Annotated in this window: 14 protein-coding genes and 1 pseudogene; 10 read left to right on the top strand and 5 right to left on the bottom strand. The window is 64.7% G+C overall.

Annotated features, from left to right (window positions below):
* Positions 1–22: 22 nt before the first annotated feature.
* The 3 genes from ACEN42_RS37445 to ACEN42_RS37435 are packed head-to-tail and all read right to left on the bottom strand — an operon-like array spanning position 23 to position 4301.
* The gene (locus ACEN42_RS37445) at positions 23–1447 is read right to left on the bottom strand and encodes an aldehyde dehydrogenase family protein (protein ID WP_371882609.1); all 1425 of its coding nucleotides are present in this window, start codon (positions 1445–1447) and stop codon (positions 23–25) included.
* The gene (locus tag ACEN42_RS37440; RefSeq protein WP_371882608.1) at positions 1444–2202 is read right to left on the bottom strand and encodes an enoyl-CoA hydratase/isomerase family protein; all 759 of its coding nucleotides are present in this window, start codon (positions 2200–2202) and stop codon (positions 1444–1446) included. The genes ACEN42_RS37445 and ACEN42_RS37440 overlap by 4 nt, the downstream gene beginning before the upstream one ends.
* Positions 2199–4301 (bottom strand): acetate--CoA ligase family protein, encoded by a 2103-nt coding sequence (locus ACEN42_RS37435; protein ID WP_371882607.1) that lies wholly within the window; start codon positions 4299–4301, stop codon positions 2199–2201. The genes ACEN42_RS37440 and ACEN42_RS37435 overlap by 4 nt, the downstream gene beginning before the upstream one ends.
* Positions 4302–4404: 103 nt before the next feature.
* On the opposite strand from ACEN42_RS37435, the gene ACEN42_RS37430 reads away from it, so the two are divergent.
* Positions 4405–5304 carry a LysR family transcriptional regulator gene (locus ACEN42_RS37430; RefSeq protein WP_371882606.1) on the top strand — a complete coding sequence of 300 codons (900 nt, stop codon included), beginning with the start codon at positions 4405–4407 and terminating at the stop codon, positions 5302–5304.
* 46 nt (positions 5305–5350) lie between these two features.
* Here the strand turns inward: ACEN42_RS37430 and ACEN42_RS37425 are convergent, their stop codons facing one another.
* Positions 5351–5854: a DUF1993 family protein gene (locus tag ACEN42_RS37425; protein WP_371882605.1), complete on the bottom strand. Its 504-nt coding sequence runs from the start codon at positions 5852–5854 to the stop codon at positions 5351–5353.
* Between the two features lie 93 nt (positions 5855–5947).
* Here ACEN42_RS37425 and ACEN42_RS37420 point away from each other — a divergent pair, with 93 nt between their 5' ends.
* Positions 5948–6868: a LysR family transcriptional regulator gene (locus ACEN42_RS37420; protein WP_371882604.1), complete on the top strand. Its 921-nt coding sequence runs from the start codon at positions 5948–5950 to the stop codon at positions 6866–6868.
* A 14-nt stretch (positions 6869–6882) separates the two neighbouring features.
* Here the strand turns inward: ACEN42_RS37420 and ACEN42_RS37415 are convergent, their stop codons facing one another.
* Positions 6883–7401, bottom strand: a complete 519-nt coding sequence (locus ACEN42_RS37415) for a winged helix-turn-helix transcriptional regulator (protein WP_371882603.1) — start codon at positions 7399–7401, stop codon at positions 6883–6885.
* A 237-nt stretch (positions 7402–7638) separates the two neighbouring features.
* Between ACEN42_RS37415 and ACEN42_RS37410 the strand changes: the two genes are divergently transcribed.
* From ACEN42_RS37410 to ACEN42_RS37375, 8 genes and pseudogenes are all read left to right on the top strand, one after another.
* Positions 7639–8889, top strand: coding sequence for an efflux RND transporter periplasmic adaptor subunit (locus ACEN42_RS37410; protein ID WP_371882602.1), 1251 nt, complete (start codon positions 7639–7641; stop codon positions 8887–8889).
* The gene (locus tag ACEN42_RS37405; RefSeq protein WP_371882601.1) at positions 8886–12077 is read left to right on the top strand and encodes an efflux RND transporter permease subunit; all 3192 of its coding nucleotides are present in this window, start codon (positions 8886–8888) and stop codon (positions 12075–12077) included. The genes ACEN42_RS37410 and ACEN42_RS37405 overlap by 4 nt, the downstream gene beginning before the upstream one ends.
* Positions 12074–13551: pseudogene (locus ACEN42_RS37400) on the top strand (efflux transporter outer membrane subunit). Before ACEN42_RS37405 ends, ACEN42_RS37400 begins: the two are co-directional and overlap by 4 nt.
* A gap of 158 nt (positions 13552–13709) precedes the next feature.
* A complete protein-coding gene (locus ACEN42_RS37395; RefSeq protein WP_371882600.1) occupies positions 13710–14882 on the top strand; it encodes an MFS transporter in 1173 nt (390 codons plus the stop codon).
* Positions 14883–14932: 50 nt separating this feature from the next.
* A complete protein-coding gene (locus tag ACEN42_RS37390) occupies positions 14933–15730 on the top strand; it encodes an isocitrate lyase/phosphoenolpyruvate mutase family protein (protein WP_371882599.1) in 798 nt (265 codons plus the stop codon).
* 51 nt (positions 15731–15781) lie between these two features.
* A complete protein-coding gene (locus ACEN42_RS37385; protein ID WP_371882598.1) occupies positions 15782–16519 on the top strand; it encodes an SDR family oxidoreductase in 738 nt (245 codons plus the stop codon).
* A gap of 123 nt (positions 16520–16642) precedes the next feature.
* Positions 16643–16846, top strand: coding sequence for a hypothetical protein (locus ACEN42_RS37380; RefSeq protein ID WP_371882597.1), 204 nt, complete (start codon positions 16643–16645; stop codon positions 16844–16846).
* A gap of 8 nt (positions 16847–16854) precedes the next feature.
* The gene (locus ACEN42_RS37375) at positions 16855–17595 is read left to right on the top strand and encodes a hypothetical protein (RefSeq protein ID WP_371883201.1); all 741 of its coding nucleotides are present in this window, start codon (positions 16855–16857) and stop codon (positions 17593–17595) included.
* Positions 17596–17599 lie beyond the last annotated feature (4 nt).

The raw sequence follows: 17599 nt of genomic DNA, 5'->3' as shown, positions 1-17599 counted from the left end.
CTTCGTATTCTCCTGAATCATGTCATTGCGCGAGCTGAATGGCGCGAAGCTCGGTGAATTCCTCGATGCCGAACGCGCCGCCTTCGCGTCCGGTGCCCGACGCCCCGAAGCCGCCGAACGGCGCGAGCGCGTTGAACGGCGCGCCGTTGATATCGATCTGGCCTGCCCGCATGCGTCGCGCGACGCGTTGCGCATGTTCCGCCGATGCGCTCCATACCGCGCCCGCGAGTCCGTACGTCGTGCCGTTGGCGAGCGCGACGGCTTCGTCTTCGTCTTCGGTCGAATACGTCTGCACCGCGAGCACCGGACCGAAGACTTCTTCCTGCGCGAGTTCCGCGCCGATCGGCACGCGGCCGAAGATCGCCGGCGCGACGAAATAGCCTCGCGCCGGTACATCCGGTTTCACGTCGATGGCGATATCGTCATGGCCAGCCTGCTCGGCGCGCGCGATATACGCCTGCACCCGCCGCCGATGATCCGCCGCGACGAGCGGCCCGATGCGCGAATCGGCATCGCGCGGATCGCCGACACGCAGCTTCGCGACACCTTGCCGAAGCTGCTCGCGATACGCCGCATACTGCGCTTCGGGCACGATGAGCCGAGTGATCGCGCTGCATGTCTGCCCCGAGTTGAGCATGCACGAGGACAGCGCATGCTTCACGACCATCGCCTGATCCGCGTCCGGCAGCGCGATACTCGCCGACTTGCCGCCGAGTTCGAGCGCCACGCGCTTGAGTTCCGCACCGGCGGTCGCCGCGATCTGTTTTCCGGCCACCGTCGATCCCGTGAACGAGACCATGTCGATGCCCGGATGCGCGACGAGCGCTGCTCCGGTCGCGCGATCGCCGTGGACGATGTTCAGCACGCCGCGCGGCAGGCGCGCTTCGAGCACGGCTTCGCACAATGCGCCGACGACGCCCGGCGCCAGTTCCGACGGCTTCAGCACCACGCAGCAACCAGCGGCGAGCGCGGCCGCCAGCTTCGCCGTGATCTGATGCAGCGGATAATTCCACGGCGTGATCGCGGCAACGACACCGACCGGTTCCTTCGTGATCACCGAATGCGCGACGCGCATTTGCGCGAGCGCATCCGCAGCCAGCGACGCCGCCGCGCGCCACGCCGCGATGGGCGCCTGCACCTGGATGCGTCGCGCGAGCTTGAGCGGCATGCCGACTTCGGCGACGACCGCATCGGCCATGCGATCGGAACGGGCTTCGAGCGCATCGGCGATGGCGCGCAGATAGCTCGCGCGTTCATCGACGGACGTGTTCGCCCAGTGCGCAAACGCCCTGCGCGCCGCAACGACGGCGGCATCGACTTCCGACGCGCTGCCGTGCGCCACGCTCGCAATCGGCGCTTCCGTCGTGGAATCGTGGATGGTCGTCGTGGCCGCGCTCGTTGCAGTGCGCATGTCGCCATCGATCAGATGCTGGTTGTAGTGGATCATGTCGTCGAACTCCTGAGAAACGCGCGTATGGCCACCTGCGGCTCGCCGTGCGCATAGCATTCGGTTTGGGCTTCGATGCCCGCGGCACAGGCAGCATCGAAACCGGGCTGCGTCATCGCGCGCATACGTTGTTTGGAAAGCCTGATCGCGTGCGGCGGAAGTCTTGCGAGTTTCGTCGCGCGTTCGAGCGATACGCCGAGCACGCTCGATTGCTCCGCGAGTTCCGTCACGAGGCCGATTTCACACGCGCGCCGCGCATCGATCAGATCGCCGGACAGCGACATCTGCACGTTATGCGTCATGCCGACATGCAGCGTCATCAAAAACGATCCGACGATGCTCGCCAGCCCCGCCTTCACCTCGGGTTGCCCGATACGCGCGTTCATCGCCGCGATGCGCCAGTCCGCGCACAGCGCGATCTGGAATCCCGCGCCGGCCGCGACGCCGTTCAAAGCGGCGATGCACGGCTTGTCGAGATCGCGCACCGCCTGATACATCGCGCGCTGATTGTCGAGCCAAGCAGGAATGCGCGCGATATCGACGCCCGCGGCTTCTTCGAGATCCTGACCCGCGCAGAACGCGCGCTCACCCGCGCCGGTCAGCACGATCGCCCGCACGGCTGCGTCGCTGTTCAGATGCGCGAGCGTGTCGATCAGCGATGCGCGCAGCGCCTGATTCACCGCATTGAGTTTCGCAGGGCGATTCAGCGTGACGAGCGCGACGCCGTCGTGAATATCGCAAAGGATTTCGCTCATGCGCGCTCCCCGAATTGAACGAGCGCATCCACGACGACGACACCTTCGCCGCGCGCCATCACCATGACGGGATTCATGTCGACGGACACGAGCGACGTGCGATAGGCGATCGCGAAGTTGCCGAGCGCGACGGCGGCGTGCGCGAGCGCGTCGGCATCGAGCGTGGGCTGGCCGCGATAGCCATCGATCAGCGGCGCGATACGCAGACGGCGCATGGCCGCGAGCGCGTCATCCGCGGTGAACGGCGCGAGCAGCGACACGACATCGCCGCGCACTTCCACGAGCGTGCCGCCCTCGCCGATCACGACGACCGGACCGAGCACCGGATCGACCGTCACGCCGAGCATGAATTCGTGCAGCCCGCGCGCCATGCGTGCAACGACGACGCGCGGCGCGCCGACATCGAGCGACTTCAGACGTGCAAGGCACGCAAAGGCGGCCGCACGCGCATCGCCCGCGCCGACGCCGATGTGCACGAGGCCGTGCTCGCTCTTGTGCGGAATCTCGGCAGCGCAGCCTTTCACGACGACTCTTTCGCCGAACGCGTTCGCGAGCGCCGCGGCTTCGTCCGCATCCGCGCACACCGCGTGATCGACGACCGGCACGCCGTAGCGTTGCAGCATGCTCAGGCTCGCGGCTTCATCGAGCAGACCGTGCAGAACGTCCGCTTCGGCGGGCGGCAGCGCAAACGCCGGCGGCGCGCCGCGCATGCGCTCGCTGCGCGCGTACTGCCAGAGCGCGTGGATCGCATCGGTTTCGCCGATGTAAGTCGGCACGCCGCACGCGTCGAACTCGGCGCGGACCGAGCGCTGCGGCGCGGTTACGACGATCGGCTTGCGATGCGTCGCCATGAAACGCGCCGCCGCGCGCGCAAGCTCGGGCACGTCGTAGCCCGGACCGGCGACCGGCACGCCGATCGCGAACATGTCGGCTTGCGGATCGTTGCCGAGCACGTCGAGCACCTGCGAGAAGAGCGCGCCGTTGCCGAGCAGCGAGGCGGTCAGATCGAGCGGATTGCCCGCCGTCGCGAAGCCGGGAAGGATTCGCGTGAGCGCGTCGATCGTCGCCGCCGACAGGCTCGCGAGCGGCAAGCCCGTGCGCTCGGCCGCATCCGCGCACAGCACGCCGACCGCGCCGCTGTGGCTCATCACGACAGTGCGGCCTTCGCGCACCGGAAAGCCGCGCACGAACAACGAGGCCGCGTTCACGAGTTCGTGGACGTCGCGGGCGCGCACGATGCCGTGTCTGTCGAGAAACGCATCGAGCGCGGCGTCGAGACCCGCGAGCGCGCCCGTATGCGACGCCGCCGCGGCCGCGCCCCGCGTACTGCTGCCGCCCTTGAGCAGCACGACGTGCGCGCCCCGCTGCCGTGCAATGCGCGCGGCTTCGGCGAGCATCGCGGGCTGCGACAGCGATTCGACGTACACGAGAATCAGCCGGATCGATTCGTCCGATGCCACGCTCATCGCCAGATCGGATACGCCGAGATCAGCGTCGTTGCCCGTGGCCGCGAGATAGCGCACGCCCAGGCCGCGCTCGCGCAACAGCACATAAGGCATCACGCTCGCCGCGCCGCTCTGGCTCACGATGGCGATCGGCCCGTCCTGCGGTTCCACTTCCATGAACATCGTGCTGAAGTTGAGCACCGCGCCGCTCGCGAAATTCGCGATGCCCTGCGCGTTCGGCCCGACGATGCGCATGCCGGCCGCACGGGCGTAGCGCACGAGTTCGTCCTGCAGCGCCCGGCCGTCCTCGCCGGTTTCCGCGAATCCCGACGCCATGACGATCGCGACGCGCACGCCCATATCCGCGCACGCACGGATCGCGGCGCTGGCGGCATCGCCCGACACCGCGACGATCGCCGCCTCGGGCACTTCCGGCAGATCGGCGAGGCTCGCGAAGCACGGCAGACCCTGCACCTCGGCGCGTTGCGGATTGACGGGCAGGATGCGCCCGCCGAACCCGTAGCGGCGCATGTAATGGATCGGGCGTCCGCCGACCTTGTTCGGATTGTCCGACGCACCGATGACCGCCACCGATGCGGGATTCCACAACGCCGCCGCCGGCGCGTGAAGGATGTCGTTTCGTCTCGTAAGCATGTCGTTTTCATCGATCAGGATTGCATGATCGACAGGCTACGTGCGCCGGACGCCATCAGGAAGTGTTAGATTGGCTATATCAGATATCGACTTTTGTGAAACCATGAATCTCAAGCAGCTCGAGACTTTCCTGGTCGTGGCCGAACTCGGCTCGATCTCGCGGGCGGCGCAGGCGCTGGGCGTCGCGCAATCGCTCGTCAGCCGCAATCTCACGCAACTGGAGGAGGAATGGGGCGACCGGCTTTTCGAGCGCACGGGCCGCGGCGTGATGCTCACGGAGTTCGGCCGGCGCGTGCAGCCGGAAGTCGCGTTGCTGCTGAATCAGGCGGAGCGTCTGGAGGTGGCGGTCAAGGAATCGGCGGGCGCGCTGTCGGGCACGGTGCATATCGGCCTGCTGCCGTCGCTCGCGCCGCAATTGCTGCCGCTCCTGTTCGCGGACATCAGCGAGAAAGCGCCCGCCGTGAAACTGCACGTCGCGGAAGGATTCAGCGGCACGCTCGACGAGCAGCTCGGCAATGGCCGGCTCGACATGATCGTCGTCAACCGGTATGGCCCGGCGCAAGGGCGGCACGAGGACGTGCTCGGCATCGTCGATACGTTTCTCGTCGGCGATCCGCGACACGACGTTTTTCGAAATCAGGCGATCGCATTCAGGAAGCTCGCCGGCTTGCGGCTCGTGCTTCCTGCCGCGCCGAACGGTTTGCGCGCGATGCTCGATCACGTCGCGCGCGAGAGCGGCACGTCGCTGAACATCGTGATGGAAGTCGATACGCTCATCGCAATGAAAGAAGTCGCGGCCAGCGGCGGCGCATTCACCATTCTTCCCGAACTGGCGGTGCGTGAAGAGCAGAGAACCGGCCGTCTCGCTGCGGCGCGCATCGAGCGCCCGGCCATCAAGCGGACGATCGCGCTCGGCTTCACCCGGCAGCGCCCGCTTTCGAAAGCGGCGCGCTTCGTCGGCGCGCGCCTGCGCGAACTGGCGACCGGGCTACTGGCGGGGTGATGCGCTCAAGCCGGGGAACGCCACGGCTCCTGCGCCGCCGCGCCGTTCAGGCATCGAACGCATCGACCGGGCCGATGAAGTCCATCTTCACGAGATCGACGCCATTTGCACGCAGAATCGCGTAAGCCATTGAAACGTGGAAGTAGATGTTCGGAATCACGATTTGCAGCAGATAGTTTTCTCCGGTCAGCTTGCCGGGCACCCACGATACCTTCACGACCTGATTCGCCGCGTCCGCGTAACGCCCGATCGCCACGCTTTCGACGAACTCGATCGTCTTGCGGATTCGCGCACGCGCTTCTTCGAGCGTTCGTTCGTCATCTTCATGTCGCGGAGGCTGTTGTCCCGACAGCCACGCTGCTCCGCCCTTGAGATAGTCGCAGGCGCTTTGTATCTGATAGAGCAACGGGGCCATGTCGGGAGCGAGCCGCGTCGACAGCAGAATGGCGGCATCGAACTTCTTCGCGCTCGCGAAGCGCTCCGCCTTGTCGAGATACGTTTCCATCGTTCTGACTGCTTCCACGCATTGCGCGATAGCCTGTGCGTACATTGTCGATCTCCAGAGAAACATGCTTTCGGCTTCGAGCCTTCGCTAGCCACTTCCCCTACAATACTGCGACCTTATTCCACGTGAGTGAATGCGGTGGACCGACTCGAAGCCATGGAAATGCTGGTGACCGCGGTGGACGGGGGAAGCCTGTCGGCGGCGGCTCGCGAACTGAAGATTCCTGTCAGCACGCTCACCCGCAAGGTCGCCGATCTCGAAGAGATGCTCGGAAGCCGGTTACTCATCCGCACCACGCGCAAGCTCACGTTGACCGACGCAGGCATGGCATATGTCGCGGCGGCGCGGCGCATCCTCGAACTCGTGCGCGAACAGGAACACGAAGCCACGGGCGAATTTGCGACCGCAAGAGGCGAACTGGTCGTCACAGCGCCCGTGCAACTCGGCCGCCTGCATGTGCTACCGGTCATCAACCAGTTCCTCGCGCAGTACCCGGACATCACCGTTCGACTTCTTCTCTCCGACCGGAACATCGACCTCATCGATTCTCACGCCGATCTCGCCGTGCGTATCGGCGAATTGCCGGACAGCAACATGATCGCCACGCGCGTCGGGGCATTGCGGCCGGTCGTATGCGCGAGTCCTGCCTTTCTCGCAACACACACGCCGCCGCGCGAGCCCGACGAACTCGTGAAATATTCGTGCATCGTCTTCAATAGCCCGTACCTGTCGCCGTGGCGCTTCCGTCTGCCCGCAACGCACAAGATCTACGTGCTGGAAGTGAAGGCCCGCCTCGAAGTCACGTCACCCGACGCCGCCGTCAGCGCCGCAGCGGCCGACACGGGCATCACCTACGTGTTCGAACACGACGCCGATGAAGCGCTCCGCAGCGGACAGCTCGAAGTACTGCTATCGCAGTTCGAAATCGAGCCCGTGCCCGTCCATCTGGTTCACGTGTCCAGGAACCTCATGGCCATCAAGCTGCGGCATTTCATCGACTTCGCCGTGCCCCGGCTCAGGGAATCCCTGTCGCGATTCGGCAAGCAGAAGCGGCGCTGAGTCTCAAGCCACCGTCACGATTCCTCGCCCCGCTCGCCAAGCACCCGATCATTGCGATTCTCGATGACACCCCGCGTCTTCTCCGTCGCGCCGGGACCGGCGGCGAAGCGAACGTCCCGATAGCTCAGCGCCGCTCTGCCCGGTCCGCGAATCTCCACGGTCTCGACGCGCTTTCCGCTCGCATGTTCCACCAGTTCGATGGGCGGCTTGCCGTTCGGCCTGAGCCATTTATCGCCCCATTGCATGAGCGCGACCAGCACCGGATATAAGTCCGATCCTTTCGACGTCAGCCGGTAGCCGAACGTATTCGCGCGTTCCGCGATCGGGAAGCGTTCGAGAATCCCCAGCTCGGTCAAGCGTTCGAGCCGCGCCGTCAGAACATTTCGCGCGATGCCGAGCCCGCTCTGGAACTCGTCGAAGCGGCTGCTGCCCTGCGTGCACTCGCGCACGATCAGCAGCGTCCACCACTCGCCGACCTCGTCGAGGGCGCGGGCGATCGAGCAATCCATTTCGTCGAAGCGTTTTCTATACATGATGGCGCCCATCCTAACTCAAGTTTCATGACGCAACTTAACCATTCCGCGGGGAACAGCTTCCCGGTTTCGGCCAGTACCGTGCCGCAACGGTCTTGCCTATAGTTGCGTCACGAAACTTATCCGGCAGTCATCGACGGGAAGTTGCCCGATGCCGCTGCCTCCTTCAGATCGCTATCGCTGTCGCTCTGGATACGCCTCGACATCGCCTAGCCATCAAACACACTTAGGATTGCCATGGATAATCAAATTGATCAGGCCGAGATGGGAGTCGATGCTCCGGACATCGCGGCGAACCCCGGTCCGGTTCGATGGATCGGTAAAGGTGTGGCCGGCCTGATGATCGTCGCCGTGGCCGCGACGGCGTTCCATCTGCACGGGTCCGGTGCCGCGCCGGCTGCCGCGCCACCGCCGCCGTCGGTGACGATAAGCGCGCCGTTGCAGCGCGATATAGAAGGCCGGCTCGGGTTTCTCGGCCAGTTTTCAGCCGTGAATCGCGTCGAACTGCGTGCGCAGGTGGGCGGCACGCTGACGCAGATCTATTTCAAGGACGGCGACATCGTTCATCAGGGCGATCCGCTCTTCGAGATCGACCCGGAACCGTATCGGATCAAGCTGAGCGGAGCGACGGCCGAACTCGAATCCGCCAATGCGCGGTTCGCGCTCGCGACGCGCCAGCTCGCCCGCGCGCAGGAACTGCAACGCGCGGAAGCGGGAACCGTCGAGAACGTCGATCAGCGCGTGGCCGAACAGCGCGCGGCGCAGGCGGCCGTGGACAACGCGAACGCGCTGGTGCGCGACGCACGGTTCGATCTGGATCGCTGCAGGATCACGGCGCCGTTCACCGGGCGTATCGGCACGCATCTCGTGTCGAAGGGCAATCTGGTGTCCGGCAGCCGCGCCGGCAGCGGGCCGACGACATTGCTCGCCACCATCGTTTCGCTCGATCCGATCTACCTGGATTTCGACATCAGCGAAAACGACTACGCCGCGTTCCAGCGTTCGCGCGGCAGCCGGCAAGGACCGCTGGCCGACGCGGTGAATATCTCGCCCACCGGCGACAGCGGATTCGCGCGCGTCGGCACGCTCGATTTCATCGACAACACGCTCGACCGTTCGAGCGGGACGATCCATGCGCGCGCGACGATCTCGAACCGCGACCTGTCGTTGACGCCCGGCGGCTTCGCTCGCGTCCGCCTCGCTACGACCGCGCCGCAACCGGCGCTGCTCGTGCCCGATGCCGCCGTGCTCGACGATCAGACGGACCACATCGTGTATGTCGTCGATGCGGAGAACGTTGCCACGCCGAGAAAAGTACAGATCGGCGATCTTCGCGGCGGGCTGCGGGTGATCCGCTCCGGGCTTGCGCCGACCGACCGCGTCGTGATCGACGGCATTCCGTCCGTTCATCCCGGTTCGAAAATCTCGCCGCGCGCGGGAAGCATCGAGTTCTCGGCGGAGCAAGTGGCCGAAGGAGCCAAATCATGAAGCTGACTCACTTCTTCATCGAGCATCCGCGCTTTGCCGCGGTGCTCAACATATTCGTCTTGCTCATCGGTCTCGCGACCATGATCAAGCTGCCGGTGGCTCAGTATCCGAACATCGTGCCGACCACGATTCAAATCACGACTTCGTATCCCGGCGCATCGGCCGATACGATCGCGCGCACGGTCGCCACGCCGCTCGAGCAGTCCATCAACGGCGTCGAGAACATGGATTACATCTCGAGCCAGTCGACGAGCAATGGTCAATTGACGATCACGGTGATCTTCAAGGTCGGCACGAATCCGGACACTGCCCTTCTGCTGGCGCGCAGCCGCGTGGAAGACACGCTCTCGCGCCTGCCCGCCGACGTGCAATTGCAGGGCGTGCAGGTGAAGAAGACGATTCAGGCGCTGCTGCTCGGCGTTCATGTCTATTCGCCGGATGGTTCACGAAGTCCCGAGTATCTGTCGAACTATATGCTCAAGGTTCGCGACCAGATTGCGCGCTTGCCCGGCGTGTCGGACTTCCAGTTATTCGGCGAGCGGCAGTACGCGATGCGCATCTGGATCGATCCCGACAAGGCCGCTTCATATCACATCAGCGCGGGCGAGATCCTCGCCGCACTTCGCGCGCAGAACGCGGCCGTATCGGCGGGCGTGCTGAATCAGCCGCCGGTATCGAACAGCGGCACGGGCGCGTATCAGATCAACATCGAGGCGCTGGGCCGTCTCAGCACCGCCGAGCAGTTCGGCGATGTAATCGTGAAGTCGGATGCGCAAGGACGCGTCACGCGGATTCGCGATATCGGCCGCGTCGAACTCGGCTCGGTGGACTACGGCTCGAAGGCGTATGCCGACCGCTATGCGGCCACGCCGTGGTTCGTGATCGCGACGCCGGACGCGAACGTCGTGCAGGTGGAGCATGACGTCTGGGCCAAGATGGCCGAACTGAAAAAGAGCTTTCCTCCCGGCGTCGATTACATCAGGATCTACGATCCGACCACGTTCGTCTCGCAATCAATCCACGAAGTCGCCAAGACGATCGGCATCGCGATTCTGCTGGTGGTCGGCGTGGTCTATCTGTTCCTGCAGAACTGGCGCGCGACGATCATTCCCGTGGTGGCGATCCCGGTGTCGCTGGTCGGGACGTTCGCCATCCTGTCGCTGTTCGGCGCGTCGATCAACAATCTCTCCTTGTTCGGACTGGTGCTGGCAGTCGGGATCGTCGTCGACGATGCGATCGTGGTGGTCGAGAACGTGGAGCGCAACATGGCGCTCGGCATGACGCCACGCGAAGCCGCGCATCGGACGATGGATGAAGTCTCGACCGCCATCATCGCCATCGCGCTGACCTTGTGCGCGGTGTTCGGGCCGACCGCGTTGATGTCCGGCATTTCGGGGCTGTTCTTCAAGCAGTTCGCGATCACCATCGCCGCGTCCACGGTCATCTCGTGCTTCGTATCGCTTACGCTGAGCCCGGCTCTTTGCGCCGTGCTGCTCAAGCCGCACGAGATGGAGAAGTCGCACGGCGGTTCGACCGCGCTGGGCCGCCTGCATCATGCCGTTTTCGGCCGCTTCAACGCGTCGTTCGAATGGTTGTCGTCCCGGTACGGAAAGATCACGGGCCGCGCGGTGCGCGCGACGACCGTGATGCTGATCGTCTATGCCGGCCTAATCGCGGCGACCGGCCTGCAAATGTCGAGAATGCCCACGGGGTTCATTCCGGAACAGGACATCGGCTATCAGGCGGTGATCGCGTTCCTTCCGCCCGGCTCCAGTCTGGAGCGCACCGACAAGGTGATTCGCGAGATCAACGACATCGTGCTCGACGCACCCGGACTCAAGGGCGTCACGCACACGTCGCCCGTGTCTGGCTTCGACGTTACGACCGGCACCATCGCGCCGAATGTGGGAACGCTCTTCTACGGCTTGCCTTCGCTGTACGGCAAGCATGTGCCCGGAGTCAGCGCGGCCTCGATGCTGGTCGAACTCCGCAAGCGCGTCGCCGGGGTCAAGGACGCGGTCGTCGTGGTGGTGAATCCGCCGCCCGTGCAAGGGCTGGGCGCGGCGGGCGGCTTCAAGCTGATGCTCGAAGATCGCGGCGGACTCGGCCCGCAAGCGCTCGCCGGCGCAGCGCATGCGCTCGTGGCTGCGGCCAACAAGGACAAGACCTTCGGCGGCGTGTTCACGCTCTATAACGCCGGCGCGCCGTCGGTCTATGCGGACGTCGACCGCCTCAAGGCGGAAAAGATCGGGCTCACGCCAACGGACGTGTTTTCGACGATGGAGCTGTACCTCGGCTCGCAGTACGTGAACGACTTCAACTTCATGGGACGCACGTATCAGGTGCGCGTTCAGGGCGATGAAGCCTTCCGCCGCACGCCGGAAGACATCGGACGGCTCAAGGTGCGCAACGCGTCGGGCGACATGGTGCCGATCAGCAGCGTGGCGACGTTCCGCAACGACACGCAGCCGTATCGTGTGCCGCGCTACAACCTCTATCCCGCGGCGGAAATCATGGGCGCGGCAGGCCCGGGCTTCTCGTCGGGCGATGCGATCGAACGCATGGAACAGCTCGCCCAGCAGGTGTTGCCGAACGGCATCACATACGAATGGACCGACCTGGCTCATCAGCAGAAAGAGCAGACCATGTCGCCGCTCGTGATCTTCGCCGCTTCCGCGCTGTTCGTGTTCCTCGTGCTGGCTGCGCAGTACGAAAGCTGGAAGACGCCGCTCGCGATCGTACTGATCGTGCCGATGTGTCTGCTCGCGGCATCGATCGGGCTGAATGTGCGCGGCATGCCGATCGACATTCTTGCGCAGATCGGTTTCGTGGTGCTCGTGGGACTGGCGGCCAAGAACGCGATTCTGATCGTGGAGTTCGCCAAGCAGCGTCAGGAAGAAGACGGCGTCGGCGCGGAGGACGCCGCCACGCACGCGGCTCACGTCCGGTTGCGGCCGATCCTGATGACGTCGTTTGCCTTTATCGCCGGCGTGGCGCCGCTTGCCATCGCCGATGGCGCGGGCTCGGAAATGCGGCAGTCGCTCGGAACCACGGTCTTCTTCGGCATGCTCGGCGTGACGCTCTTCGGTCTCGCCTTCACACCGGCGTTTTATGCGTTCGTGCGCAAGCTCGGCATTCGGGACACGCGTGCCTTGCCGCGCAAACTCAATAGCGGAGAAGTTAAATGAACTCGCTCCTGGCCAGGACTTCGAAAGCGATCGCGGGCAGTCTGTTCGTCAGCGCGTTTCTCGCGGCGTGCGCAGTCGGACCGAACTATGTCGAACCCGAAACGCATATGGTGCCGTTTCATAACGCGCAGGTCATCGCCGAGCGGCCAGCCACGCTGCCCGCGCCGAGTCTCGACAACTGGTGGACCGGCTTCAACGATCCGGAACTGGTCGAAGTCGTGCAACGCGCGCTCGCTCAGAACCTGAGCATTCAGGCCGCGATAGCGCGGGTCGCGCAGTCGCGTGCGGCGGCGCAGGCGGCCGGTGCGCAGTTGCTTCCGACCGTCGATGCCAACGCATCGTTTTCGGCGCAGCACCAGAGCGTGCAGAGTCCGCTCGGCACGCTTGCGAGTGCGTTTCCGAACTACAGCCGCGATCAGAAAGAGTATGTCGCGGGCGCGACGGCAAGCTGGGAAATCGATCTGGCGGGCGGCCTGCGACGCGCGCACGCGGCAGCCACGGAAGAAGAACAAGCCGCCGATGCCGCTCAACTCGGCACGCGCGTGTCGGTCGCGGCTGACGCCGCCGACGCCTATCTGCAAATCCGGGGTCTGCAGGCACGGCTCGCCGTCACGCAGGACCAGGTGGACACGGACGCGCGTCTGCTGGCGCTCGTGAAAGCGCGCAAGCAGGCCGGCGCGTCCGATGAACGCGAAGTGGCTCAGGCCGAAGCGTTGTTGCGTCAGGCGCGGGCCACTGTTCCGAGCCTGCGGATATCGCTCGAAGCGCAGTTGAATCGGCTCGATGTGCTGTTGGGCGCGCAGCCCGGCACCTATGCGGCGGAACTCGGCGCGCACGCCGGCGCCATTCCCGACGCGCCGGCGATCGGCAGCGCCGATACACCGCTCGATGTCCTGCGGCGCCGCCCCGACATCATCGCGGCGGAGCGGCATCTGGCGGCATCGAACGAAGGGATCGGCGTGGCGCTTGCCGAGTATTACCCGAAGATTTCGCTCGCCGGCGCGCTGGGATTCGACAGCACCTCGGCCAGTCATCTTCTGAGCGCGAAGGCGTTCCAGCCGATCGGCACGGGCGCGCTGCGCTGGCGTCTGTTCGATTTCGGCAAGGTGACGCCGAAGTGAAAAGCGCGCGCGGCGCCTATGCGGAGGCGCTGGCGCAGTATCGCGAGGCGGCGCTCAAGGCGACCGAAGACGTCGAGGACGCGTTCATGACGCTCTCGCAAACGGAGATTCGCGCACAGGAGATTCAGCAGGAAGTCGATGCGTTGACGCGAACGCGAGACTTATCGGAGAAAGCGTATCGCGCGGGTTCGATCACGCTCACCGATGTGCTCGACGCCGACCGGCAACTGCTCGCATCGCGCGACGATCTCGACGCGACGAAGGCGGACGTTGCACGCGCCGCGGTGAGAACCTTCCGCGCGCTCGGCGGCGGATGGGATGCGCCGCAGCAACAGATGGCCGCGAAGAACTAGGCCGGCTTATCGCGTGTTCGCACGCCGTCGGAAAACAACCGGGCACTTCGCCAATTTACGGTGAACAGCTTCCCACTTCCGATCGGTAGTGCGATCCCGCTGGCTTCCCTATAGTTTCGTCACGCAACGCAATTCGCAATCCTTCAGGAGAGGTTGACATGGATCGTCGCCTATTGACACTTTCGCTCGGCATGTTCGCACTGGGCACCGACAGTTTCGTTTTCGCGGGCATCCTGCCCGAAATCGCCAAGTCGTTCGACGTGAGCATCGGTGCGGCGGGACAGTTGATCAGCGTCTATGCAATCAGCTACGCGCTGCTGGGTCCGACCATCGCCGCGCTTGCCGCGAACGTCGGACGCAAGCGTCTGCTGCTCACCGGCATCGGGCTTTTCGTGCTGGCCAATCTCGGCACCATCGTGGCGCCGAACCTCGGCATCGCACTGGCTACGCGCGCCTTTGCGGGCTTCGGCGCGGCGATGTTCTCGCCGGCCGCCAGCGGAACCGGCGCGGCGCTCGTGCCGCCTGAGCGCCGCGGATATGCGTTGTCGATCATCGTGGCGGGTCTGACCACCGCTACCGCGCTCGGCTCGCCCATCGGCGCGGTCATCGGCGGCTTCGCGGGCTGGCACTGGACGCTGGTTCTCGTCGCCGCGCTCGGTGCGGCGGCCGTCGCCGGCATCCTCGCGTTTTTGCCCGAAGTGCCGCTGCCGCCAGCCGTCTCGCTTCGCGCACGTCTGTCTCCGCTGACCGATTCGCGCGTAGGACTGACGCTCGCGACGACCGTGCTGGCCCAGATCGGCACCTTCATCATCTTCAGCTACTTCTCCGTCGTGTTCGACCGTGCGACCGGCCACAACGTCACGGTGCTCGGCGCACTGCTGGTGCTGTGGGGACTGGCCGGGACGTTCTCGAACCTGCTGACGGGACGCATCCTCGACCGGATCGGTTCGCACAAGGTCGTACGGATCAAGCTGGCCATCGTCGCACTCGTCATCTTCACTATGCCGATCACGAGCGCGCACCTCTGGAGTGCGGCCATCGCGGTGACGATCTGGGGTGCATGTGCATGGGGCGTCCTGGTGCCGCAACAGTTCCGCCTCGCGAGCCTGAATCCGCCGATGACCGCGGTGCTGGTCGGCCTCAATACGTCGGCGACGTATGTGGGCGTGTCCATCGCGGGCACGCTGGGCGCTGCTGCGATTCCGATCGTCGGCGGTCACAACCTGGGCTATCTGTCCGCCATTCCCGTCGTGATCGCGATTTTCGTCTCCGAGCTTGCGACGCGTCGCATCGCATCGTTCGCGGGAGCCAAAGCCGCGGTAGCGGCCTGAGCCCGGCGAACGCCATACTTCCCATTCATTCGATACTCGAGGAAACAGTCATGTCCAACACAAGCACATTCCGCAAGTTACATGAGCAGTCGATACCACTCCTTCTGCCGAACGCGTGGGATGCCGGCAGCGCCCGCCTCATCGAGGCGCAGGGCGCTTCCGCCATCGCCACGACGAGCGCGGGCTTAGCGTGGTCGCTGGGTTATCCCGATGGACGCACGCTTCCGTTCGATGAAGTCGTCGCCTCGGTGCGCCGCATCGTGCGCGTCCTGAAGGTGCCTTTGTCGGTCGATGTCGAAAACGGCTACGCGGACACGCCCCAAGCCGTCGCGGATCATGTCATGCAACTAGCCGATCTCGGCATTGCCGGCATCAACATCGAAGACGGCCCGGACGCTGCGCCGCTTCTGGCCGCGAAGATCGAGGCGATCAAGCGTGCCGTCGCGAAGGCCGGCGTGGACCTCTTCGTCAACGCGCGCAGCGACGTGTTTCTTGCCAGTCTCGTCGAGCAAGCGAAACAGCCGCAAGAGGCGATTGCTCGCGGCAATCTCTATGCGTCGGCCGGCGCGGATGGTCTCTTCCTTCCGGCGCTCGTGCGGCCGTCGGACATCGAGACGATCGTCGGCGCGGTCCGGTTGCCTCTGAACGTGATGGCGCTCCCCGGCCTGCCCGATGCGGCCACGCTCGGAAAACTCGGGGTGCGTCGGCTGAGCGCGGGCAGCGGCATCGCGCAAGTCGTGCTCGGCAGAACGAAGGCGATGGCCGCCGACTTTCTGGCGCACGGCCGCTCCGAAGCCCTCGACGATAAACCCTTGCCGTACGCCGAAATTCAGCAGCTTTTCGCCTGACTCACCAAACCGTTTGAACGCTCTACCCATCGACACGTAATGGAGATTGCCATGATGCTTCAAGGAAAACGCGCTCTGGTCACCGGAGCAAGCCGCGGTATCGGCGCTTCGATCGCGAAGGCTCTGGCGCTTGCCGGCGCGGATGTCGCGATCACGTATGAAAAGTCGTCGGAACAGGCCGCGCATGTCGTGAAGGCGATCGAAGCGGAGGGTCGCCGCGGTATCGCGATCCAGGCCGATAGCGCCGATGCATCCGCGATTGAGGCGTCCGTGCAGAAGACGGTCGAAGCGCTCGGTGGCCTCGATATTCTCATCAACAACGCCGGCATACTTCGGATGGGCGATGTCAAAGACATTTCCATCGAAGACATCGACGCGACGCTCGACGTGAACGTACGTGGACCGATCCTCGCCGCAAAAGCCGCGATTCCTCATCTCGGGGCCGGTGGACGCATCATCTCGATCGGCAGCTATTTTGCCGACCGTGTGCCGGCGTCGATGCTCGGCGTCTACTCCGCGTCCAAGTCCGCGCTCGTTGCGTTCACGCAGGGCCTGGCAAGAGAACTCGGTCCGCAAGGGATCACGGCGAACCTGGTGCAGCCTGGCTCCATCAATACGGACATGAACCCGGTCGACGGTCCTTTCGGACCGACATTGAAATCGCTGACGGCCACCGGTGAGTACGGAAAAGGCGAGGACATCGCGCAAGCCGTTGTTTTCCTTGCGAGCGCCAATGCGAGCTACATCACCGGCGCAACATTGACCGTCGATGGCGGCGCCAACGCGTAGGCTCGATGTCCGGGCGTTCGAACGCGCCCCACCGTGCTATTTCATCCGAATCCGTCCCGCCGGGGAATAACCGGCGCGTGCGCACGATCTTGTAGATGAAGCCACACGGAAAGGGGAATCGAAATGGACATCATCGACATGGCGCGCGCATCGGGGCTGACGATCATTCTCGATGGCAGAATCGGCCACGAGGAATATCGGAGCGTATGTGGGTCGGTATCTGCGCTGGAGCGATTCGCCGAAACGCTGCAACAGTGCGCGGCGAATCAGTATTGCGGCCCTGCGCGTCGAAGCTCCGGCGATACGTCATTCCGACGCGCAAGTTGATGCTTCAGATGCAAACCGTTCTGCGTCGCCTTCAGTTCGGGACGGGTATGGTGCTGCTGACCTATCTCTCGATGCACCTCGTCAATCACGCGCTCGGGCTCTGGTCAATGGAACTTGCCGGACGGGGGCTCGAAGTCGCGCTGCGGCTCTGGCGCAGCGCACCCGGAACGATCGCACTGTACGGTGCCGCCTTCGCGCATTTCGCGTTGGCATTGCACACGATATACGGCCGCCGCAACTGGGCGCTGCCCGCCGCGGAATGGATCCGCCTTCTGGCGGGCCTCAGCTTGCCGCTGTTGCTCATCCGTCACGCGGTAACCACGCGGCTCGCGTCGGCGCTCTATGGCTTCGAGCCGAACTACGAGCGGGTGGTCGTCATGCTGCTCACGAGCGGCACGCAAGGTCTGCAACTCGCGCTGCTCGCCCCCGGCTGGTTACACGGATGCCTCGGATTATGGTTCCGGTTGCGCCATCATCCGCTGGCATCGCGCATGAAGCTCGCGCTGTTTGCGTTCGCGGCGCTGTTGCCGTTGCTATCGGCGGGAGGCTTTATCCGGATGACGCTCATCGCGGAAACGAAGAACGCGCTTCGCCCGGCCCCCGACCCGACGTTGCTCGTCCATCAACTTGCGCTGGACGCATGGCGTCACGATCTCGTCGTCCTTTACCTGACTTTGACCACCAGCGCGTTCGTCGCGGGTCAGTTGCGCAATCGAATCGAACGTCGGGGATTACAGAAGCAGCATTGAAGCG

It is taken from the genome of Caballeronia sp. S22, from assembly GCF_964261745.1.
Taxonomy (GTDB): domain Bacteria; phylum Pseudomonadota; class Gammaproteobacteria; order Burkholderiales; family Burkholderiaceae; genus Caballeronia; species Caballeronia jiangsuensis.
The sequence above is the reverse complement of the archived record's forward strand: the minus strand, read 5'-3'. Positions and strand labels throughout refer to the sequence as shown.